17 protein-coding genes and 1 pseudogene are annotated in these 15171 nt (G+C 39.6%); 17 read left to right on the top strand and 1 reads right to left on the bottom strand.

Features of this window, described 5'->3' with window-relative positions; translation table 11 throughout:
* The first annotated feature begins 55 nt into the window (after positions 1-55).
* Both H7O61_RS04050 and H7O61_RS04045 read left to right on the top strand, forming a co-directional pair.
* Complete coding sequence (locus tag H7O61_RS04050; protein ID WP_187875217.1) at positions 56-931, top strand: twin-arginine translocation signal domain-containing protein; 876 nt, start codon at positions 56-58, stop codon at positions 929-931.
* Positions 932-1014: 83 nt separating this feature from the next.
* Positions 1015-1230, top strand: a complete 216-nt coding sequence (locus H7O61_RS04045) for a hypothetical protein (RefSeq protein ID WP_079353398.1) — start codon at positions 1015-1017, stop codon at positions 1228-1230.
* A 51-nt stretch (positions 1231-1281) separates the two neighbouring features.
* Here the strand turns inward: H7O61_RS04045 and H7O61_RS04040 are convergent, their stop codons facing one another.
* Positions 1282-1611 carry a zinc ribbon domain-containing protein YjdM gene (locus H7O61_RS04040; RefSeq protein WP_187875216.1) on the bottom strand — a complete coding sequence of 110 codons (330 nt, stop codon included), beginning with the start codon at positions 1609-1611 and terminating at the stop codon, positions 1282-1284.
* Positions 1612-1880: 269 nt separating this feature from the next.
* On the opposite strand from H7O61_RS04040, the pseudogene cdh reads away from it, so the two are divergent.
* From cdh to gmhA, 15 genes and pseudogenes are all read left to right on the top strand, one after another.
* Positions 1881-2698, top strand: a pseudogene (cdh, locus tag H7O61_RS04035) (CDP-diacylglycerol diphosphatase).
* Positions 2699-2903: 205 nt separating this feature from the next.
* Entirely contained in the window at positions 2904-5060 is a 2157-nt protein-coding gene (flgE, locus tag H7O61_RS04030) for a flagellar hook protein FlgE (RefSeq protein WP_000946402.1), read from the top strand.
* Positions 5061-5118: 58 nt separating this feature from the next.
* On the top strand, positions 5119-5472 hold the full coding sequence (gene hypA / locus H7O61_RS04025) for a hydrogenase/urease nickel incorporation protein HypA (RefSeq protein WP_000545280.1): 354 nt from the start codon (positions 5119-5121) through the stop codon (positions 5470-5472).
* Between the two features lie 6 nt (positions 5473-5478).
* A complete protein-coding gene (mua, locus tag H7O61_RS04020; protein ID WP_001154738.1) occupies positions 5479-5940 on the top strand; it encodes a nickel-binding protein Mua in 462 nt (153 codons plus the stop codon).
* Positions 5940-7022: a lipid-A-disaccharide synthase gene (lpxB, locus tag H7O61_RS04015; protein ID WP_187875215.1), complete on the top strand. Its 1083-nt coding sequence runs from the start codon at positions 5940-5942 to the stop codon at positions 7020-7022. Before mua ends, lpxB begins: the two co-directional genes overlap by 1 nt.
* A 40-nt stretch (positions 7023-7062) precedes the next feature.
* A complete protein-coding gene (greA, locus tag H7O61_RS04010) occupies positions 7063-7557 on the top strand; it encodes a transcription elongation factor GreA (protein ID WP_001031337.1) in 495 nt (164 codons plus the stop codon).
* On the top strand, positions 7547-7984 hold the full coding sequence (dut, locus tag H7O61_RS04005; protein ID WP_079294918.1) for a dUTP diphosphatase: 438 nt from the start codon (positions 7547-7549) through the stop codon (positions 7982-7984). The genes greA and dut overlap by 11 nt, the downstream gene beginning before the upstream one ends.
* Positions 7981-8637: a hypothetical protein gene (locus H7O61_RS04000; protein ID WP_000023029.1), complete on the top strand. Its 657-nt coding sequence runs from the start codon at positions 7981-7983 to the stop codon at positions 8635-8637. Before dut ends, H7O61_RS04000 begins: the two co-directional genes overlap by 4 nt.
* 4 nt (positions 8638-8641) lie before the next feature.
* Entirely contained in the window at positions 8642-10267 is a 1626-nt protein-coding gene (gene pgbB / locus H7O61_RS03995) for a plasminogen-binding protein PgbB (RefSeq protein ID WP_187875214.1), read from the top strand.
* A 4-nt stretch (positions 10268-10271) separates the two neighbouring features.
* Complete coding sequence (locus H7O61_RS03990; protein WP_079339916.1) at positions 10272-10943, top strand: type III pantothenate kinase; 672 nt, start codon at positions 10272-10274, stop codon at positions 10941-10943.
* Entirely contained in the window at positions 10934-11689 is a 756-nt protein-coding gene (locus H7O61_RS03985; RefSeq protein WP_187875213.1) for a sulfite exporter TauE/SafE family protein, read from the top strand. Before H7O61_RS03990 ends, H7O61_RS03985 begins: the two co-directional genes overlap by 10 nt.
* Positions 11676-12200 carry a D-glycero-beta-D-manno-heptose 1,7-bisphosphate 7-phosphatase gene (gene gmhB, locus H7O61_RS03980; protein ID WP_187875212.1) on the top strand — a complete coding sequence of 175 codons (525 nt, stop codon included), beginning with the start codon at positions 11676-11678 and terminating at the stop codon, positions 12198-12200. The genes H7O61_RS03985 and gmhB overlap by 14 nt, the downstream gene beginning before the upstream one ends.
* A gap of 9 nt (positions 12201-12209) precedes the next feature.
* On the top strand, positions 12210-13202 hold the full coding sequence (gene rfaD / locus H7O61_RS03975) for an ADP-glyceromanno-heptose 6-epimerase (protein WP_187875211.1): 993 nt from the start codon (positions 12210-12212) through the stop codon (positions 13200-13202).
* Complete coding sequence (gene rfaE1, locus H7O61_RS03970) at positions 13199-14590, top strand: D-glycero-beta-D-manno-heptose-7-phosphate kinase (RefSeq protein WP_187875210.1); 1392 nt, start codon at positions 13199-13201, stop codon at positions 14588-14590. Before rfaD ends, rfaE1 begins: the two co-directional genes overlap by 4 nt.
* Positions 14583-15161, top strand: a complete 579-nt coding sequence (gene gmhA / locus H7O61_RS03965) for a D-sedoheptulose 7-phosphate isomerase (protein WP_187875209.1) — start codon at positions 14583-14585, stop codon at positions 15159-15161. Before rfaE1 ends, gmhA begins: the two co-directional genes overlap by 8 nt.
* The last annotated feature ends 10 nt before the right edge of the window (positions 15162-15171 follow it).

Raw genomic sequence — 15171 nt, 5'->3', positions numbered from 1 at the left:
TCCTATTTTTTCATTCATTCAACGAATTTAAAAATTACAATAAAGAGTTATAGTTATGAAACGAAGGGATTTTATTAAAACGACTGCTTTAGGCGCTACAGGTGCTGTTTTAGGAGCACAGATTTTACAGGCAGAAGAAAGCAAAGGGAGTGTTGCAAAATATAAAATAGAAGCTGAGTACAGCATTGATTTTGATTCTGCAGAACACACTTCACTTTTCATTCCCATGCCGAGCGTTGCAGCGAGCAATGTGAATTTACAAGGCAATCATGCTAGCTATGAAAGCATGCTCAATTTTGGAGTACCTTATTTGCAAGTGGAATTTTTAAAAAGCGTTCAAAAAAAACGAGTCCATTTGTCGTATGAGATCGCTAGCTATCAATTGAATGAGCGTTTGTTTGAAACGAGCGATTTTGTAGCAATGGGGCGTTATGAAAGAGACGATGCGAGCGTGGCTAATATTGCCAACCAGCTCAAGGGAACAACCCCTAAAGAAAGCGTTCGCAATTTTTATGCGTTTATCAAGCATGAGATGCCTAAGAGACAGAAGGCTTTAGAGGGTAAAGAAAATTTGCCTAAACGCGAGAGTTTGCCTTGGTTTGCAACCATTTCAAAAGAGAGCATGTTTGTGTCCTTATGCCATGCGTGCGGGATTAAAAGCGCTGAAGTGCAAGGCTTGAAACTGGGTCAAAACAGCGTGGTGAAAAACGCTCCTAGAGTGGAAGTGTATTTGAAAGATTCATTTCTAGCGTTTGATTTTCAAAATAATCACAAGGAAGTCTTTATCCCGCTGAACCGCCATAAAGACATGCAATTAGATACTGCATTGTTGGCGACTTTTGGCGATGCCTTTGCCCTTGTAGATGGTAGGGATTTGAATAACTATGAGAGCAAGTTATTTGAAAAAAGAGTAACCTATAGCGCTGTCTAAAGGCATGGGATTTAGGAATCTTCCTTAATGGTGAGCTTTCCTTTTTAGGAGGGTTTGCAAAAAGGATTTGAAAGGGTTGTCTTATGCGAGAATTTTTTAAGAAACTTGGCGGAGAGTATAAATCCAAGCTTTTTGGGATTTATTGGCTTAGATGGATGTTGAGCGCGTTAGTCATGTTGCCTTTTATGGAGGTTTTTTATTATTTCAATTTTCCGTTGTGGCTCAATCTTTTCTTAGGGCAAACCATTGGAGCGGTGATTTTTTTCAAGTTGGATAAGTTGATTTTTTCTAAAAAATGATTTTTACAAGCCTAAAAAGCCACTAAGCTTTTCTTAAGCTTTTGTATTTTGCTAAGCTTTTTTGAGGAATTCAGATTTTAAAGACAGGCTCTGCCCTTCTATTTTACAATCCACATTGTGATCGCTATTGACAAGTTTGATGTTTTTGATTTTAGTGCCTTTTTTAAGCACTAAAGATGAGCCTTTAACCTTTAAATCCTTAATGAGAATGACCGAGTCCCCATTTTGTAAAAGATTATTGTGGCAATCTTTAACGATTAATTCTTTATTACTAACTTCATTTCCATTCCATTCATACAAACAGCTAGAGCAAACGAACTGCGTGCCATCATGGTAGGTATAGGCGTCGTTGCATTTAGGGCATGGGGGTAAATCTTGCATGATAATCGTCCTTATTGTGGTATTAGTGTGATGATATTACCTAAATCAAGGTTATAAAACGCTTTATTTTGATAAGTATCAACCCAATAAGATCGCATGACGAAAAATTATCGCCTGCTTAGTGCAAGCTATTTAATTTTTTAAAAAATTCTTTTAGCTTTTTTAATGTTATCAATTTAATTTTTTTCTAGTTATCATTCAAAAAATCTCTTTTTAAAAATAGGTTACTAAATGTTACTAATAAGTTAAAATTCATTAAAATAATTATAATGATTAAAGATTTTAACCACTATTGTAGAAAAATAACAAGAGGGTTTGTAAAAACTCTCATTAAAAACAAGGAGCAAAAAAGATGAAAAAAGTGGGTTTTCTTTTTTTAGCGGTGGTAGCTATCGCTGTTATGAGTTTAAACGCTAAAGATCCGAATGTGTTGCGTAAGATTGTTTTTGAGAAATGTTTGCCCAATTATGAGAAAAATCAAAATCCTTCGCCATGCATAGAAGTCAAACCCGATGCCGGCTATGTAGTTTTAAAAGATATTAACGGCCCGTTGCAATATTTGTTGATGCCAACAACTCACATTAGCGGTATTGAAAGCCCTTTGCTACTTGATCCCTCTACGCCTAACTTTTTTTATTTATCCTGGCAAGCGCGCGATTTTATGAGTAAAAAATACGGCAAACCCATTCCTGATAGCGCGATTTCTTTGACGATTAACTCTAGCAAAGGGCGATCGCAAAACCATTTTCATATCCATATCTCTTGCATTAGCCTTGATGCGCGCAAACAACTAGACAATAATCTAAAAAAAATCAACAGTCGCTGGTCGCCATTATCAGGTGGCTTGAACGGGCATAAATATTTGGCGCGTCGGGTAACAGAGAGCGAATTAGCGCAAAAAAGCCCGTTTGTCATGCTTAATAAAGAAGCGCCTAATGCGCATAAACGCATGGGAGACTATGGCTTGGCGGTGGTGCAACAAAGCGATAACTCCTTTGTTTTGCTAGCGACACAATTTAACCCATTGACTTTAAATCGTGCTTCAGCCGAAGAGATTCAAGATCATGAATGCGCGATTTTGCGTTAAGGTGGGCTAGATTTTGAGCGATAACCTTTAAAAAGCGTTATGGGGGTAGTGTTGCAAAACCCCCCCCCTATCCCCTTATGAATTTGACCGATCTTTTTGATTAACAAAACTTTAAAATCCACAATCAATCATTCTAAAAAGCTATTTAGGAACAACTTTTGCTTTATTTTGCATAGATTGAATTTCTTTAAATTAAAGGATAACCATGCTTAGGTCTTTATGGTCTGGTGTCAATGGGATGCAAGCCCACCAAATCGCTTTGGATATTGAGAGTAATAATATTGCGAACGTGAATACCACTGGTTTTAAGTATTCTAGGGCTTCTTTTGTGGACATGCTCTCTCAAGTCAAACTCATCGCTACCGCACCCTATAAAAATGGGTTAGCAGGGCAGAATGACTTTTCTGTGGGGCTTGGGGTAGGCGTGGATGCGACGACTAAAATCTTTTCACAAGGCAATATCCAAAACACAGATGTCAAAACCGATCTAGCGATTCAAGGCGATGGCTTTTTTATCATTAGCCCTGATAGGGGGATCACTCGCAATTTCACTAGAGATGGGGAGTTTCTTTTTGACTCGCAAGGGAGTTTGGTTACCACCGGTGGGCTTGTGGTGCAAGGGTGGGTGAGAAACGGGAGCGATACCGGCAATAAAGGGAGCGATACGGACGCTTTAAAAGTGGATAATACCGGCCCTTTAGAAAACATTAGAATTGATCCTGGAATGGTGATGCCTGCTAGAGCGAGTAACCGCATTTCTATGAGGGCGAATTTAAACGCTGGAAGGCATGCCGATCAAACAGCGGCGATATTCGCTTTAGATTCTTCAGCCAAAACCCCTTCAGATGGCATTAATCCGGTGTATGATTCAGGCACGAATCTAGCTCAAGTCGCCGAAGACATGGGATCTTTATACAATGAAGATGGCGACGCTCTTTTATTGAATGAAAACCAAGGGATTTGGGTGAGCTATAAGAGCGCGAAAATGGTTAAAGACATCCTCCCTTCTGCAGAAAACAGCACGCTTGAGTTGAATGGGGTTAAGATTTCTTTCACTAACGATTCAGCGGTGAGCAGGACTTCAAGCTTAGTGGCGGCTAAAAATGCGATCAATGCGGTTAAAAGCCAAACAGGGATTGAAGCTTATTTGGACGGCAAGCAATTGCGTTTGGAAAACACCAACGAATTAGACGGCGATGAAAAGCTTAAAAACATTGTGGTCACTCAAGCTGGGACCGGGGCGTTCGCTAACTTTTTAGACGGCGATAAAGACGTAACGGCTTTTAAATACAGTTACACGCATTCTATTAGCCCTAATGCGGATATTGGGCAGTTTAGGACCACTGAAGACTTGCGCGCCTTAATCCAGCATGACGCTAATATCGTTAAAGATCCTAGTTTAGCGGACAATTACCAAGACTCAGCCGCTTCTATAGGGGTTACAATCAACCAATACGGCATGTTTGAAATCAACAATAAAGACAATAAAAATGTCATTAAAGAAAATCTCAATATCTTTGTGAGCGGGTATTCTTCAGACAGCGTAACGAACAATGTTTTGTTTAAAAACGCCATGAAGGGGCTTAATACTGCTTCTTTAATTGAAGGAGGAGCGTCAGCGAGCAGTTCTAAATTCACCCACGCTACGCATGCGACAAGCATTGATGTGATAGACAGCTTAGGCACTAAACACGCCATGCGCATTGAGTTTTATAGGAGTGGGGGGGCGGAATGGAATTTTAGAGTGATCGTGCCTGAGCCTGGGGAATTAGTAGGGGGGTCAGCGGCTAGGCCTAATGTGTTTGAAGGGGGTCGTTTGCACTTCAATAATGACGGATCGCTTGCGGGCATGAACCCGCCTCTTTTGCAATTTGACCCTAAAAATGGCGCTGATGCCCCCCAACGCATCAATTTGGCCTTTGGTTCCTCAGGGAGTTTTGACGGATTGACAAGCGTGGATAAGATTTCTGAAACTTATGCGATTGAGCAAAACGGCTATCAAGCGGGCGATTTGATGGATGTCCGCTTTGATTCAGACGGGGTGCTTTTAGGGGCGTTCAGTAATGGTAGGACTTTAGCGCTCGCTCAAGTGGCTTTAGCGAATTTCGCTAACGATGCGGGCTTACAGGCTTTGGGAGGCAATGTCTTTTCTCAAACCGGAAACTCTGGGCAAGCCTTAATCGGCGCGGCTAATACGGGGCGTAGGGGTTCAATTTCAGGATCTAAACTAGAGTCTAGTAATGTGGATTTGAGCCGGAGTTTAACGAATTTGATCGTGGTTCAAAGGGGGTTTCAAGCGAACTCTAAAGCGGTAACCACATCCGATCAAATCCTTAACACCCTGTTGAATCTCAAGCAATAAACCAAAGGATTACTCTAATACAATATAATAGGGGCTAGTTTAAAGATTAAGGTTTAGCATGCATGAATACTCGGTCGTTTCTTCTTTAATCGCTCTTTGTGAAGAGCATGCAAAGAAGAATCAAGCCCATAAGATTGAAAGAGTCGTGGTCGGTATTGGCGAAAGAAGCGCTATGGATAAGAGCTTGTTTGTGAGCGCGTTTGAGACTTTTAGAGAAGAATCTTTGGTGTGTAAAGACGCTATTTTAGACATTGTGGATGAAAAGGTTGAATTAGAGTGTAAGGATTGTTCGCATGTTTTTAAGCCTAACGCCCTAGATTATGGGGTGTGTGAGAAATGCCACAGCAAGAATGTCATTATCACTCAAGGCAATGAAATGCGTTTGTTGTCTTTAGAAATGTTAGCGGAATAAAAACCGATGCAAGAAGAATTGAACGCTTACCAGCAAGAGATTGAATATACTAGAGGAGTTTTAAAAAAAATCCGTTTGGAATTGAAGCAAGTCCAAGAAATCTTGCGTAAGAAAAAGAGTGCTTTAAAAGGTTTGAAGCAAGAAATCTGTCAAAAAAAATCAGAAAAAGAAAACTCCCGCTTAAACAAAGAAACACAAAATACAGGAGAAGAATGGATTTTCCCTAAAGCCCTTGAAGAGGTGGAGGTTTTCACTAGTGATAATCAGGTTATCATGGCAAAACCAAGCAAGCGTGTGTTTGATGAAGGGATTTATTTGCAATACCGCAGCGTTTTGCGCGAAAACAGGCTTTTAAAAAACCATCTTTCTAAAAAAGATTTTGAAAATTCGTTGCTCAAAATTGAATTGAGGGATTTGCATAAAGAAATCAAGCTCTATCAAGTCCAAAACCTTTTGAAAGACAAATAATGCCCACGATTTTAGTGAGCGCTTTAGAAGCGAGCTCTAATGTGCATTTAGAGGAATTACGCCACAATTTGCCTAAAGATTATCGTTTCATTGGCGTGTTTGAAGGGAAAAACGCGCTCTATAGCCCTAGGGAATTTTCTGTCATGGGTTTTAGAGATGTGATAGGCCGTTTGGGGTTTTTACTCAAAGCCCATAAAGAAATGGTCCAATTAGCCAAACAAGCGGATATGGTGCTTTTAATGGATTCTTCTTCTTTCAATATCCCCCTAGCCAAAAAAATCAAAAAACAAGATCCGCATAAAAAAATCATGTATTATATTTTACCGCAAGTTTGGGCATGGAAAAAATGGCGCGCTAAAAGCCTTGAAAAATACTGCGATTTTTTGGGAGCGATTTTGCCTTTTGAAGTGGGCTATTACCAAAAAAAAGCCCAATATGTGGGACACCCTTTACTAGATGAAATTAAATATTATAAAAAAGATATTAAGGGCGAAACTCTGGTGTTTATGCCAGGAAGCCGAAAAAGCGAAATCGCTAAAATGTTCCCTTTGTTTGTCAAAGCGACTCAAATTTTAGAACAAAACGAAGGGTTTAAAAGGCGTGTGTTAGTGGTGCCGAGTTTCTTTAAGGGGTTGGATTTAAAGGCTCTTTATGGAGAAGACATTCAATTATTTGAAATTTCTTATGATGCGCATAAGAGTTTATTTGAAGCGGAATTTGCGTTCATTTGCAGCGGCACAGCGACTTTAGAGGCCGCTTTGATTGGCACGCCTTTTGTGTTAGCGTATAGGGCTAAAACGATGGATTTTTTGATCGCTAGAATGTTGGTCAATTTGCATTATATAGGACTCGCTAATATTTTTTATAACGCCTTAAATGATGAAACTCCAGGGCTTGGGGAGAGCCAATTACACCCGGAATTGATCCAGCATTTTTTGAGCGTAGAGGGTTTGTTAAAAGCGTATAAAGAAATGGACAGAGAGCGCTATTTTAAAGAAAGTTTGAGATTAAGGGAATATTTAGCCAGTGGGAGCGCGAGAAAAATCGCTAATGAAATGGCTTTTTTGCTGAATTTAACTTAATTTTTACTATAATCTCTACTGAATAAGCTTAGGAGATTAAATGAATAAAGAACCTATGAGCATGCATGGATACAATAAAATTTGCGCGGAATTGAAGCAATTAAAAGAGGTGGAACGGCCTAATATCGTGAAAGAAATTGATATTGCTAGAGGGCATGGGGATTTGAAAGAAAACGCTGAATACCATGCCGCTAAAGAAAAACAACGCTTCATTGAAGCGAGGATCGTGGATTTAAGCGAAATTGTCGCTAACGCTCAAGTGATTGATCCGAGTGCTTTAGCCCATAATAAAGTGAGTTTTGGCAGCACGATTAAAATCCTTAATTTGGATAACGATAAAGAGTTTTCTTACACGATAGTAGGGAGCGTGGAGAGCGATCCGGCTAAAGGGTTAATCTCTTTTGGTTCGCCGATCGCTAAGAGTTTGATAGGCAAGAGCAAGGGCGATGCGGTGAGCATTCAATTACCCAACGGCGAGAGCGATTTTGAAATTTTAGACATTTACTATAAAGAGATTTGTTTTGATGAAAATTAAAATCCAAAAAATCCACCCAAACGCCCTTATCCCTAAATACCAAACCGAAGGCTCTTCAGGCTTTGATTTGCACGCTGTAGAAGAAGTAGTGATCAAACCTCATAGCGTGGGGTTGGTAAGGATTGGGATTTGTTTGTCTTTAGAAGTGGGGTATGAATTGCAGGTGCGCACCCGTAGCGGCTTGGCTTTGAATCATCAGGTGATGGTGTTAAATTCCCCTGGCACGGTGGATAATGATTATAGGGGCGAAATTAAGGTGATTTTAGCGAATTTGAGCGATAAAGATTTTAAAGTCCAGGTAGGGGATAGGATCGCTCAAGGGGTGGTTCAAAAAGCTTATAAAGCCGAATTTATAGAATGCGAACAATTAGATGAAACTTCAAGGGGGAGTGGGGGGTTTGGCAGCACGGGAGTGAGCAAGGCATGAGTATTAAGGAAAATTTAGAGCAGGTTAAAAGCGAATTTAAAAGCGATGAAAAGCTTTTAGAGGGGGCGTTTAGATTAGAAAAATTTTTCAAACGCTACAAATGGGTGTTGTTGTTTATTGTGGTGGCTTTTATCGCTTATTTAGGGGATACAAAATTACAAGATTATAAACGCGAGCAAACTAAAGAGCGGATCACTCAAATTTATAATGAAGTTCTAGAGAGCCCTAATAATATAGCCTTGCAAAAAAGATTGAAAGAAGTCGCCCCAGAGTTGTATGACTTGTATCAATTCGCCAGAGCGAGTGAAAGAAACGATGCGAATGCGTTTAAAAAACTTTCGCAATCTTCTAATGAAATCGTTAAAATTTTCGCCAAATATTCTTACGCATCGCTCTCTCAAGATAAAAACTTGCTTGAAAAAAGCCCCATTCTTAAAGAAATGAGCGCTTTACAAGAAGTGAATTTGTTGTATGGAGAAAATTCTAAAGACGCGATCAAAAAAGCGCATCAAATTTTATCCACTATCCCTCTAAGTTCTTCACTCTATGCTATAATTTCTGTTTTAAAACATTATGGAATATCAGAAGAAATTCAGCAAAACCCTTCCAAACCAACTAATCTAAAGAAAGAAACTATTCAAGGAACGCATTGATTTGATGAATAAACCATTTTTAATCTCACTCATAGCCCTAATTGTCTTTAGCGGCTGTAACATGAAAAAATACTTCAAACCCGCTAAACACCAAGTTAAAGGCGAAGCGTATTTCCCTAACCATTTGCAAGAAAGTATCGTTTCATCCAATCGTTATGGAGCCATTTTGAAAAATGGAGCGGTTATAGGCGATAAAGGTTTAACGCAGCTAAGAATCGGTAAGAATTTCAATTATGAAAGCAGTTTTTTAAATGAGAGTCAAGGGTTTTTCATCCTTGCGCAAGATTGTTTGAACAAGATTGATAAAAAAACAAGCAAAAGAAAGGTGGCTAAAACTGAAGAAACGGAATTGAAATTAAAGGGCGTTGAAGCGGAAGTCCAAGATAAAGTCTGTCATCAAGTGGAATTGATTAGCAATAACCCTAACGCCAGCCAACAATCTATCGTCATTCCTTTGGAAACTTTTGCCTTGAGCGCGAGCGTTAAAGGGAATCTTTTAGCGGTGGTGTTAGCGGACAATTCAGCGAATTTATACGACATCACTTCTCAAAAATTGCTTTTTAGCGAAAAAGGTTCCCCAAGCACCACGATCAATTCTTTAATGGCGATGCCTATTTTTATGGATACGGTCGTGGTTTTCCCTATGCTAGATGGGCGCTTGTTAGTCGTGGATTATGTGCATGGAAACCCCACGCCTATTAGAAACATTGTTATCAGCAGCGATAAGTTTTTCAACAACATCACTTACCTTATCGTAGATGGCAATAACATGATCGCTTCTACGGGAAAACGGATTTTATCAGTGGTGAGCGGTCAAGAGTTCAACTATGATGGGGACATTATAGACTTGCTTTATGATAAGGGGACTTTATACGTGCTCACGCTAGATGGGCAGATTTTGCAAATGGATAAGAGTTTAAGGGAATTAAACAGCGTGAAACTGCCCTTTGCTTCGCTCAATACGATTGTATTGAATAACAATAAATTGTATTCTTTAGAAAAGCGTGGGTATGTGATAGAGGTGGATTTGAATGATTTTGATTCGTATAATGTCTATAAAACGCCAACTATCGGTAGTTTTAAGTTTTTTTCATCTAATCGTTTGGATAAAGGGGTGTTTTATGACAAAAATCGGGTGTATTATGACCGCTATTATTTAGATTATAATGATTTTAAGCCAAAACTTTACCCCCATGCTGCTGGATTCAAAACATCTCAAAAAGGCGAAAAAGGGAACGCTCCTATTTATTTGCAAGAAAGGCATAAAGCTAAAGAAAACAAACAGCCTTTAGAAGAAAACAAAGTTAAGCCAAGAAATAGCGGGTTTGAAGAAGAAGAAGTTAAAACCAGAAGGCCTGAGCCTATTAAGGATCAAAATAACGCCACCCAACAAGGCGAAACAAAAAACAATGAAAACAAAAACGCTCCTGTCTTAAAAGAAAACGCCGCTAAAAAAGAAGCGCCAAAACCAAGCTCTAAAGAAGAAAAACGCCGCTTGAAAGAAGAAAAGAAAAAAGCCAAAGCCGAACAAAGAGCGAGGGAATTTGAACAAAGAGCGAGAGAACATCAAGAAAGAGATGAAAAAGAGCTTGAAGAAAGAAGAAAAGCTTTAGAAATGAATAAGAAGTGAGTCTATGCCAGCTAGGCAATCTTTTAAGGATTTAAAGGATTTGATTTTATGCGATATAGGCAACACGCGCATCCATTTCGCACAAAACTACCAGCTCTTTTCAAGCGCTAAAGAAGATTTAAAGCGTTTGGGTCTTCAAAAGGAAATCTTTTACATTAGCGTGAATGAAGAGAATGAAAAAGCCCTTTTGAATTGTTACCCTAACGCTAAAAATATTGCAGGATTTTTTCATTTAGAAACCGACTATATAGGGCTTGGGATAGACCGGCAAATGGCGTGTTTAGCGGTGGCTAATGGGGTTATAGTGGATGCTGGGAGCGCGATTACGATTGATTTAGTCAAAGAGGGCAAGCATTTAGGAGGGTGTATTTTACCCGGTTTGGCCCAATACACCCATGCGTATAAAAAAAGCGCTAAAATCTTAGAGCAACCTTTCAAAGCCTTAGATTCTTTAGAAATTTTACCCAAAAACACTAGAGACGCTGTGAATTACGGCATGATTTTGAGCGTCATCTCTTGCATCCAACATTTAGCTAAAGATCAAAAAATCTATCTTTGTGGGGGCGATGCGAAATATTTGAGCGCGTTTTTACCTCATTCTGTTTGCAAGGAGCGCTTGGTTTTTGACGGGATGGAAATCGCTCTTAAAAAAGCAGGGATACTAGAATGCAAATGATGCAGAATTTGAGTTTTTTGGGCATGTTTTTAGCCGCTTTGAGCATGTCTTTAGGGCATTGTGTGGGCATGTGTGGGGGGATTGTGAGCGCGTTTAGTCAAATAAGGTTTTCTAAAGTTACAAGCTTTTCCTACCAGATCGCTTGCCATGCCCTCTATAATGCGGGGAGGATCAGCACCTACATGCTTTTAGGGGCTATAACGGCAGGTTTAGGGCATAGTCTTAGCGTGAGCATGGGTTTTAGGGGCGTTTTATTGATGAGCATGGGGATTGTTTTAATCCTTTTAGCGCTCTTAGGAGCTAAAGCGGAAAAATTAAGCTTTTCCATTCCTTTCATCTCTTTTTTGATGAAAAAAACCTTGCAATCTCAAAACGTTCTGGGGTTGTATTTTTTGGGCGTGTTGAACGGGTTTTTACCTTGCATGATGGTGTATTCGTTTTTAGCGAGCGTGATTCTCAGCCATAGCGCGTTTATGGGAGCGATGCTGGGCCTTTCTTTTGGGCTTGGAACTAGCGTGCCGTTGTTTTTAATGGGGATTTTTTTAAGCAAGATTTCCATTTCTTACAGGAAATTTTTCAATCTTTTGTCTAAAGGTTTAATGGGGGTTTTTGGGCTTTATGTCCTTTATATGGGGATCATGCTCATTAGCCACCAAACACCCCATGCAATGCATCATCAAAGCGATATAATGCACCATCAAAACAATGCCACACCACAGCAAGAAAGCCATCATGATCACCACTAACAAAGCCCTTTTTTTGGACAGAGACGGCATTATCAATATTGATAAAGGCTATGTGAGTCAAAAAGAAGATTTTGAGTTTCAAAAAGGGATTTTTGAATTACTAAACCATGCGAAATCTTTAGGCTACAAACTGCTTTTAATCACCAACCAATCCGGGATCAACCGGGGCTATTACACCCTTAAAGATTTTGAAAACCTTACCGAATACCTCCAAGAAAGCTTGCTCAAAGAGTTAGGTTTTAATTTAGATGGCGTCTATTTTTGCAGGCACGCCCCAGAAGAAAATTGCGCTTGCAGAAAGCCAAAGCCCTCTTTGATTTTGCAAGCCGCTAAAGAACATCAAATTTGCTTGGAGCAATCTTTTATGATAGGCGATAAAGAGAGCGACATGTTAGCCGGCTTGAACGCTAAAGTTAAAAATAACCTTTTATTGAGCGCAAATTTTTTAAAAACTCCTCATTCTTGGATACAATGTAAAAATCTTAAAGAGATGATTGATTGGATTAAATAAGGATAAATCATGCGTTATATTGATGATGGATTAGAAAATCAAACGATTTTAATCACCGGTGGGGCTGGTTTTGTGGGCAGTAATTTGGCCTTTTATTTTCAAGAGAACCACCCTAAAGCTAAAGTGGTAATTTTGGATAAATTCCGCAGTAACACGCTCTCTAGTAATAACCGCCCGAGTTCTTTAGGGCATTTTAAGAATTTGATCGGTTTTAAGGGTGAGGTGATCATCGCTGATATTAACAACCCCTTAGATTTAAGGCGTTTAGAAAAGTTGCATTTTGATTATTTGTTCCACCAAGCGGCTGTCTCTGATACGACCATGCTCAATCAAGAATTAGTGATGAAAACCAATTATCAGGCTTTTTTAAACCTTTTAGAAATCGCTCGATCAAAAAAAGCTAAAGTGATTTATGCTTCTTCAGCGGGCGTTTATGGCAACACCAAAGCCCCCAATGTGGTAGGATCAAACGAAAGCCCTGAAAATGTTTATGGCTTTTCCAAGCTTTGCATGGACGAATTTGTTCTCTCTCATTCAAGCGATAGCATTCAAGTGGGCTTAAGGTATTTCAATGTCTATGGGCCTAGGGAATTTTATAAAGAAAAAACCGCTTCCATGGTTTTGCAACTCGCTTTAAGCGCGATGGCGTTTAAGGAAGTCAAGCTTTTTGAATTTGGCGAGCAGTTAAGGGATTTTGTCTATATTGAAGATGTGATCCAAGCGAATGTGAAAGCGATGAAGGCTCAAAAAAGCGGGGTTTATAATGTGGGTTATTCGCAAGCCAGAAGCTATAATGAAATCGTTAGCATTTTAAAAGAGCATTTAGGGGATTTTAAAGTGAGCTATATTAAAAACCCTTATACTTTTTTCCAAAAGCACACCCAAGCGCACATTGAACCCACTATTTTGGATTTAGATTACACCCCTTTATACGATTTAGAAAGCGGTATTAAGGATTATTTGCCTCATATCCATGCGATTTTTAAAGAACAACACACATGAAAAAAATCTTAGTCATAGGCGATCTGATCGCTGATTATTATTTGTGGGGGAAGAGCGAACGGCTTTCGCCTGAAGCCCCTGTGCCTGTTTTAGAAGTCAAAAAAGAGAGTAAGAATTTAGGCGGAGCGGCTAATGTGGCTAATAACCTTACCTCTTTAAAAGCTAAAGTCTTTTTATGTGGGGTAGTGGGCGATGATTTAGAGGGCAAGCATTTCATTAGCGCTTTAAAAGCAAGAGGGATTGACGCTTCAGGTATTTTGATAGATAAAACCCGTTGCACCACGCTTAAAACGCGCATCATCGCGCAAAACCAGCAAATCGCGCGCGTGGATAAGGAAATCAAAGACCCCTTAAACGCTGATTTAAGAAAGAATCTTTTAGATTTTATCGCAGAAAAAATCCAAGAAATAGACGGCGTGATCCTTTCAGATTACAATAAGGGCGTGTTGGATTTTGAACTCACTCAAAAAATGATCACTCTGGCCAACCAACACCACAAGCTCATTTTATGCGACCCTAAAGGGAAAGATTATAGCAAATATTCCCATGCGAGTTTGATCACGCCTAATCGTGCTGAATTAGAGCAAGCGCTCCATTTGAAATTAGACAGCCATGCGAATTTATCAAAAGCACTCCAAATTTTAAAAGAAACTTATCAAATCGCCATGCCTTTAGTAACTTTGAGCGAACAAGGCATCGCTTTTTTAGAAAAAGGCGAGTTAGTCAATTGCCCCACTATCGCTAAAGAAGTTTATGATGTAACGGGGGCAGGCGATACGGTGATAGCGTCTTTAACGCTTTCTTTATTAGAATCAAAGAGCCTAAAAGATGCTTGCGAGTTTGCCAATGCGGCTGCGGCGGTGGTGGTGGGTAAAATGGGGAGCGCGTTAGCGAGTTTGGAAGAAATCGCTTTGATTTTGAACCAAACGCACCCTAAAATCCTCCCTTTAGAAAAGCTGTTAGAAACTTTAGAACACCATCAGCAAAAAATCGTTTTCACCAATGGCTGTTTTGATCTCCTCCATAAAGGGCATGCGAGTTATTTGCAAAAGGCTAAAGCTTTAGGGGATATTCTCATTGTGGGGTTAAATAGCGACGCTTCCATCAAAAGGCTTAAGGGGGATAAACGCCCCATAGTGAGCGAAAAAGACAGAGCGTTTCTTTTAGCGAGTTTGTCTTGCGTGGATTATGTTGTGGTGTTTGAAGAAGATACGCCAATTAAATTAATTCAAGCCCTAAAGCCTGATATTTTAGTCAAGGGAGCGGACTATCTCAATAAAGAAGTCATAGGGAGCGAGTTTGCTAAAGAAACCCGTTTGATAGAATTTGAAGAAGGTTATTCCACAAGCGCTATCATAGAAAAAATTAAAAGGACACATAATGATTGATGATTTGATTCAAAAAGAATTTTTAGCCCATAAGGAAGCGTTAGAAAAAAGTTTAGAAAGTTTGCAAGATGCGTTAATCCAAAGCGTTCATCTTTTGATAGAAACTTTAGAAAATCAAGGGAAAATCCTTATTTGCGGTAACGGGGGGAGCGCGAGCGACGCGCAGCATTTTGCCGCTGAATTGACCGGGCGCTATAAACTGGAAAGGAAAGGCTTGAGCGCGATAAGTTTAAGCACGGATACCTCAGCTCTCACCGCCATTGCGAACGATTATGGTTATGAAGAAGTGTTTGCCAGACAAGTGGAAGCGCTAGGGAATAAAGAAGATGTTTTAATAGGGATTTCTACAAGCGGTAATTCCAAAAATGTCTTAAAAGCTTATGAAAAAGCCAAAGATTTAGGGATGAAAACGCTTAGTCTAGTAGGGCGTGATGGGGGGAAAATGAAGCCTTTAAGCGATATAGCGTTGATCGTCCCTAGTGGTGATACCCCACGAATCCAAGAAATGCACATTCTTATGATCCATATTTTATGCGATTGCATTGAAAGGCATTTCGCTTGTAAAAATTAGCTTTATTGTT

Origin of the sequence: Helicobacter pylori, assembly GCF_014496965.1 — a bacterium.
Taxonomy (GTDB): Bacteria; Campylobacterota; Campylobacteria; order Campylobacterales; family Helicobacteraceae; genus Helicobacter; species Helicobacter pylori_CZ.
Note: the sequence above shows the minus strand (reverse complement) of the source record. Positions and strands in the feature narration are given on the sequence as shown.

Excerpts from the sequence above, each read along its gene's own strand:
- H7O61_RS04050 (WP_187875217.1), top strand. The coding sequence starts at position 56 with ATGAAACGAAGGGATTTTATTAAAACGACTGCTTTAGGCGCTACAGGT.
- H7O61_RS04045 (WP_079353398.1), top strand. The coding sequence starts at position 1,015 with ATGCGAGAATTTTTTAAGAAACTTGGCGGAGAGTATAAATCCAAGCTT.
- H7O61_RS04040 (WP_187875216.1), bottom strand. The coding sequence starts at position 1,611 with ATGCAAGATTTACCCCCATGCCCTAAATGCAACGACGCCTATACCTAC.
- flgE (WP_000946402.1), top strand. The coding sequence starts at position 2,904 with ATGCTTAGGTCTTTATGGTCTGGTGTCAATGGGATGCAAGCCCACCAA.
- hypA (WP_000545280.1), top strand. The coding sequence starts at position 5,119 with ATGCATGAATACTCGGTCGTTTCTTCTTTAATCGCTCTTTGTGAAGAG.
- mua (WP_001154738.1), top strand. The coding sequence starts at position 5,479 with ATGCAAGAAGAATTGAACGCTTACCAGCAAGAGATTGAATATACTAGA.
- lpxB (WP_187875215.1), top strand. The coding sequence starts at position 5,940 with ATGCCCACGATTTTAGTGAGCGCTTTAGAAGCGAGCTCTAATGTGCAT.
- greA (WP_001031337.1), top strand. The coding sequence starts at position 7,063 with ATGAATAAAGAACCTATGAGCATGCATGGATACAATAAAATTTGCGCG.
- dut (WP_079294918.1), top strand. The coding sequence starts at position 7,547 with ATGAAAATTAAAATCCAAAAAATCCACCCAAACGCCCTTATCCCTAAA.
- H7O61_RS04000 (WP_000023029.1), top strand. The coding sequence starts at position 7,981 with ATGAGTATTAAGGAAAATTTAGAGCAGGTTAAAAGCGAATTTAAAAGC.
- pgbB (WP_187875214.1), top strand. The coding sequence starts at position 8,642 with ATGAATAAACCATTTTTAATCTCACTCATAGCCCTAATTGTCTTTAGC.
- H7O61_RS03990 (WP_079339916.1), top strand. The coding sequence starts at position 10,272 with ATGCCAGCTAGGCAATCTTTTAAGGATTTAAAGGATTTGATTTTATGC.
- H7O61_RS03985 (WP_187875213.1), top strand. The coding sequence starts at position 10,934 with ATGCAAATGATGCAGAATTTGAGTTTTTTGGGCATGTTTTTAGCCGCT.
- gmhB (WP_187875212.1), top strand. The coding sequence starts at position 11,676 with ATGATCACCACTAACAAAGCCCTTTTTTTGGACAGAGACGGCATTATC.
- rfaD (WP_187875211.1), top strand. The coding sequence starts at position 12,210 with ATGCGTTATATTGATGATGGATTAGAAAATCAAACGATTTTAATCACC.
- rfaE1 (WP_187875210.1), top strand. The coding sequence starts at position 13,199 with ATGAAAAAAATCTTAGTCATAGGCGATCTGATCGCTGATTATTATTTG.
- gmhA (WP_187875209.1), top strand. The coding sequence starts at position 14,583 with ATGATTGATGATTTGATTCAAAAAGAATTTTTAGCCCATAAGGAAGCG.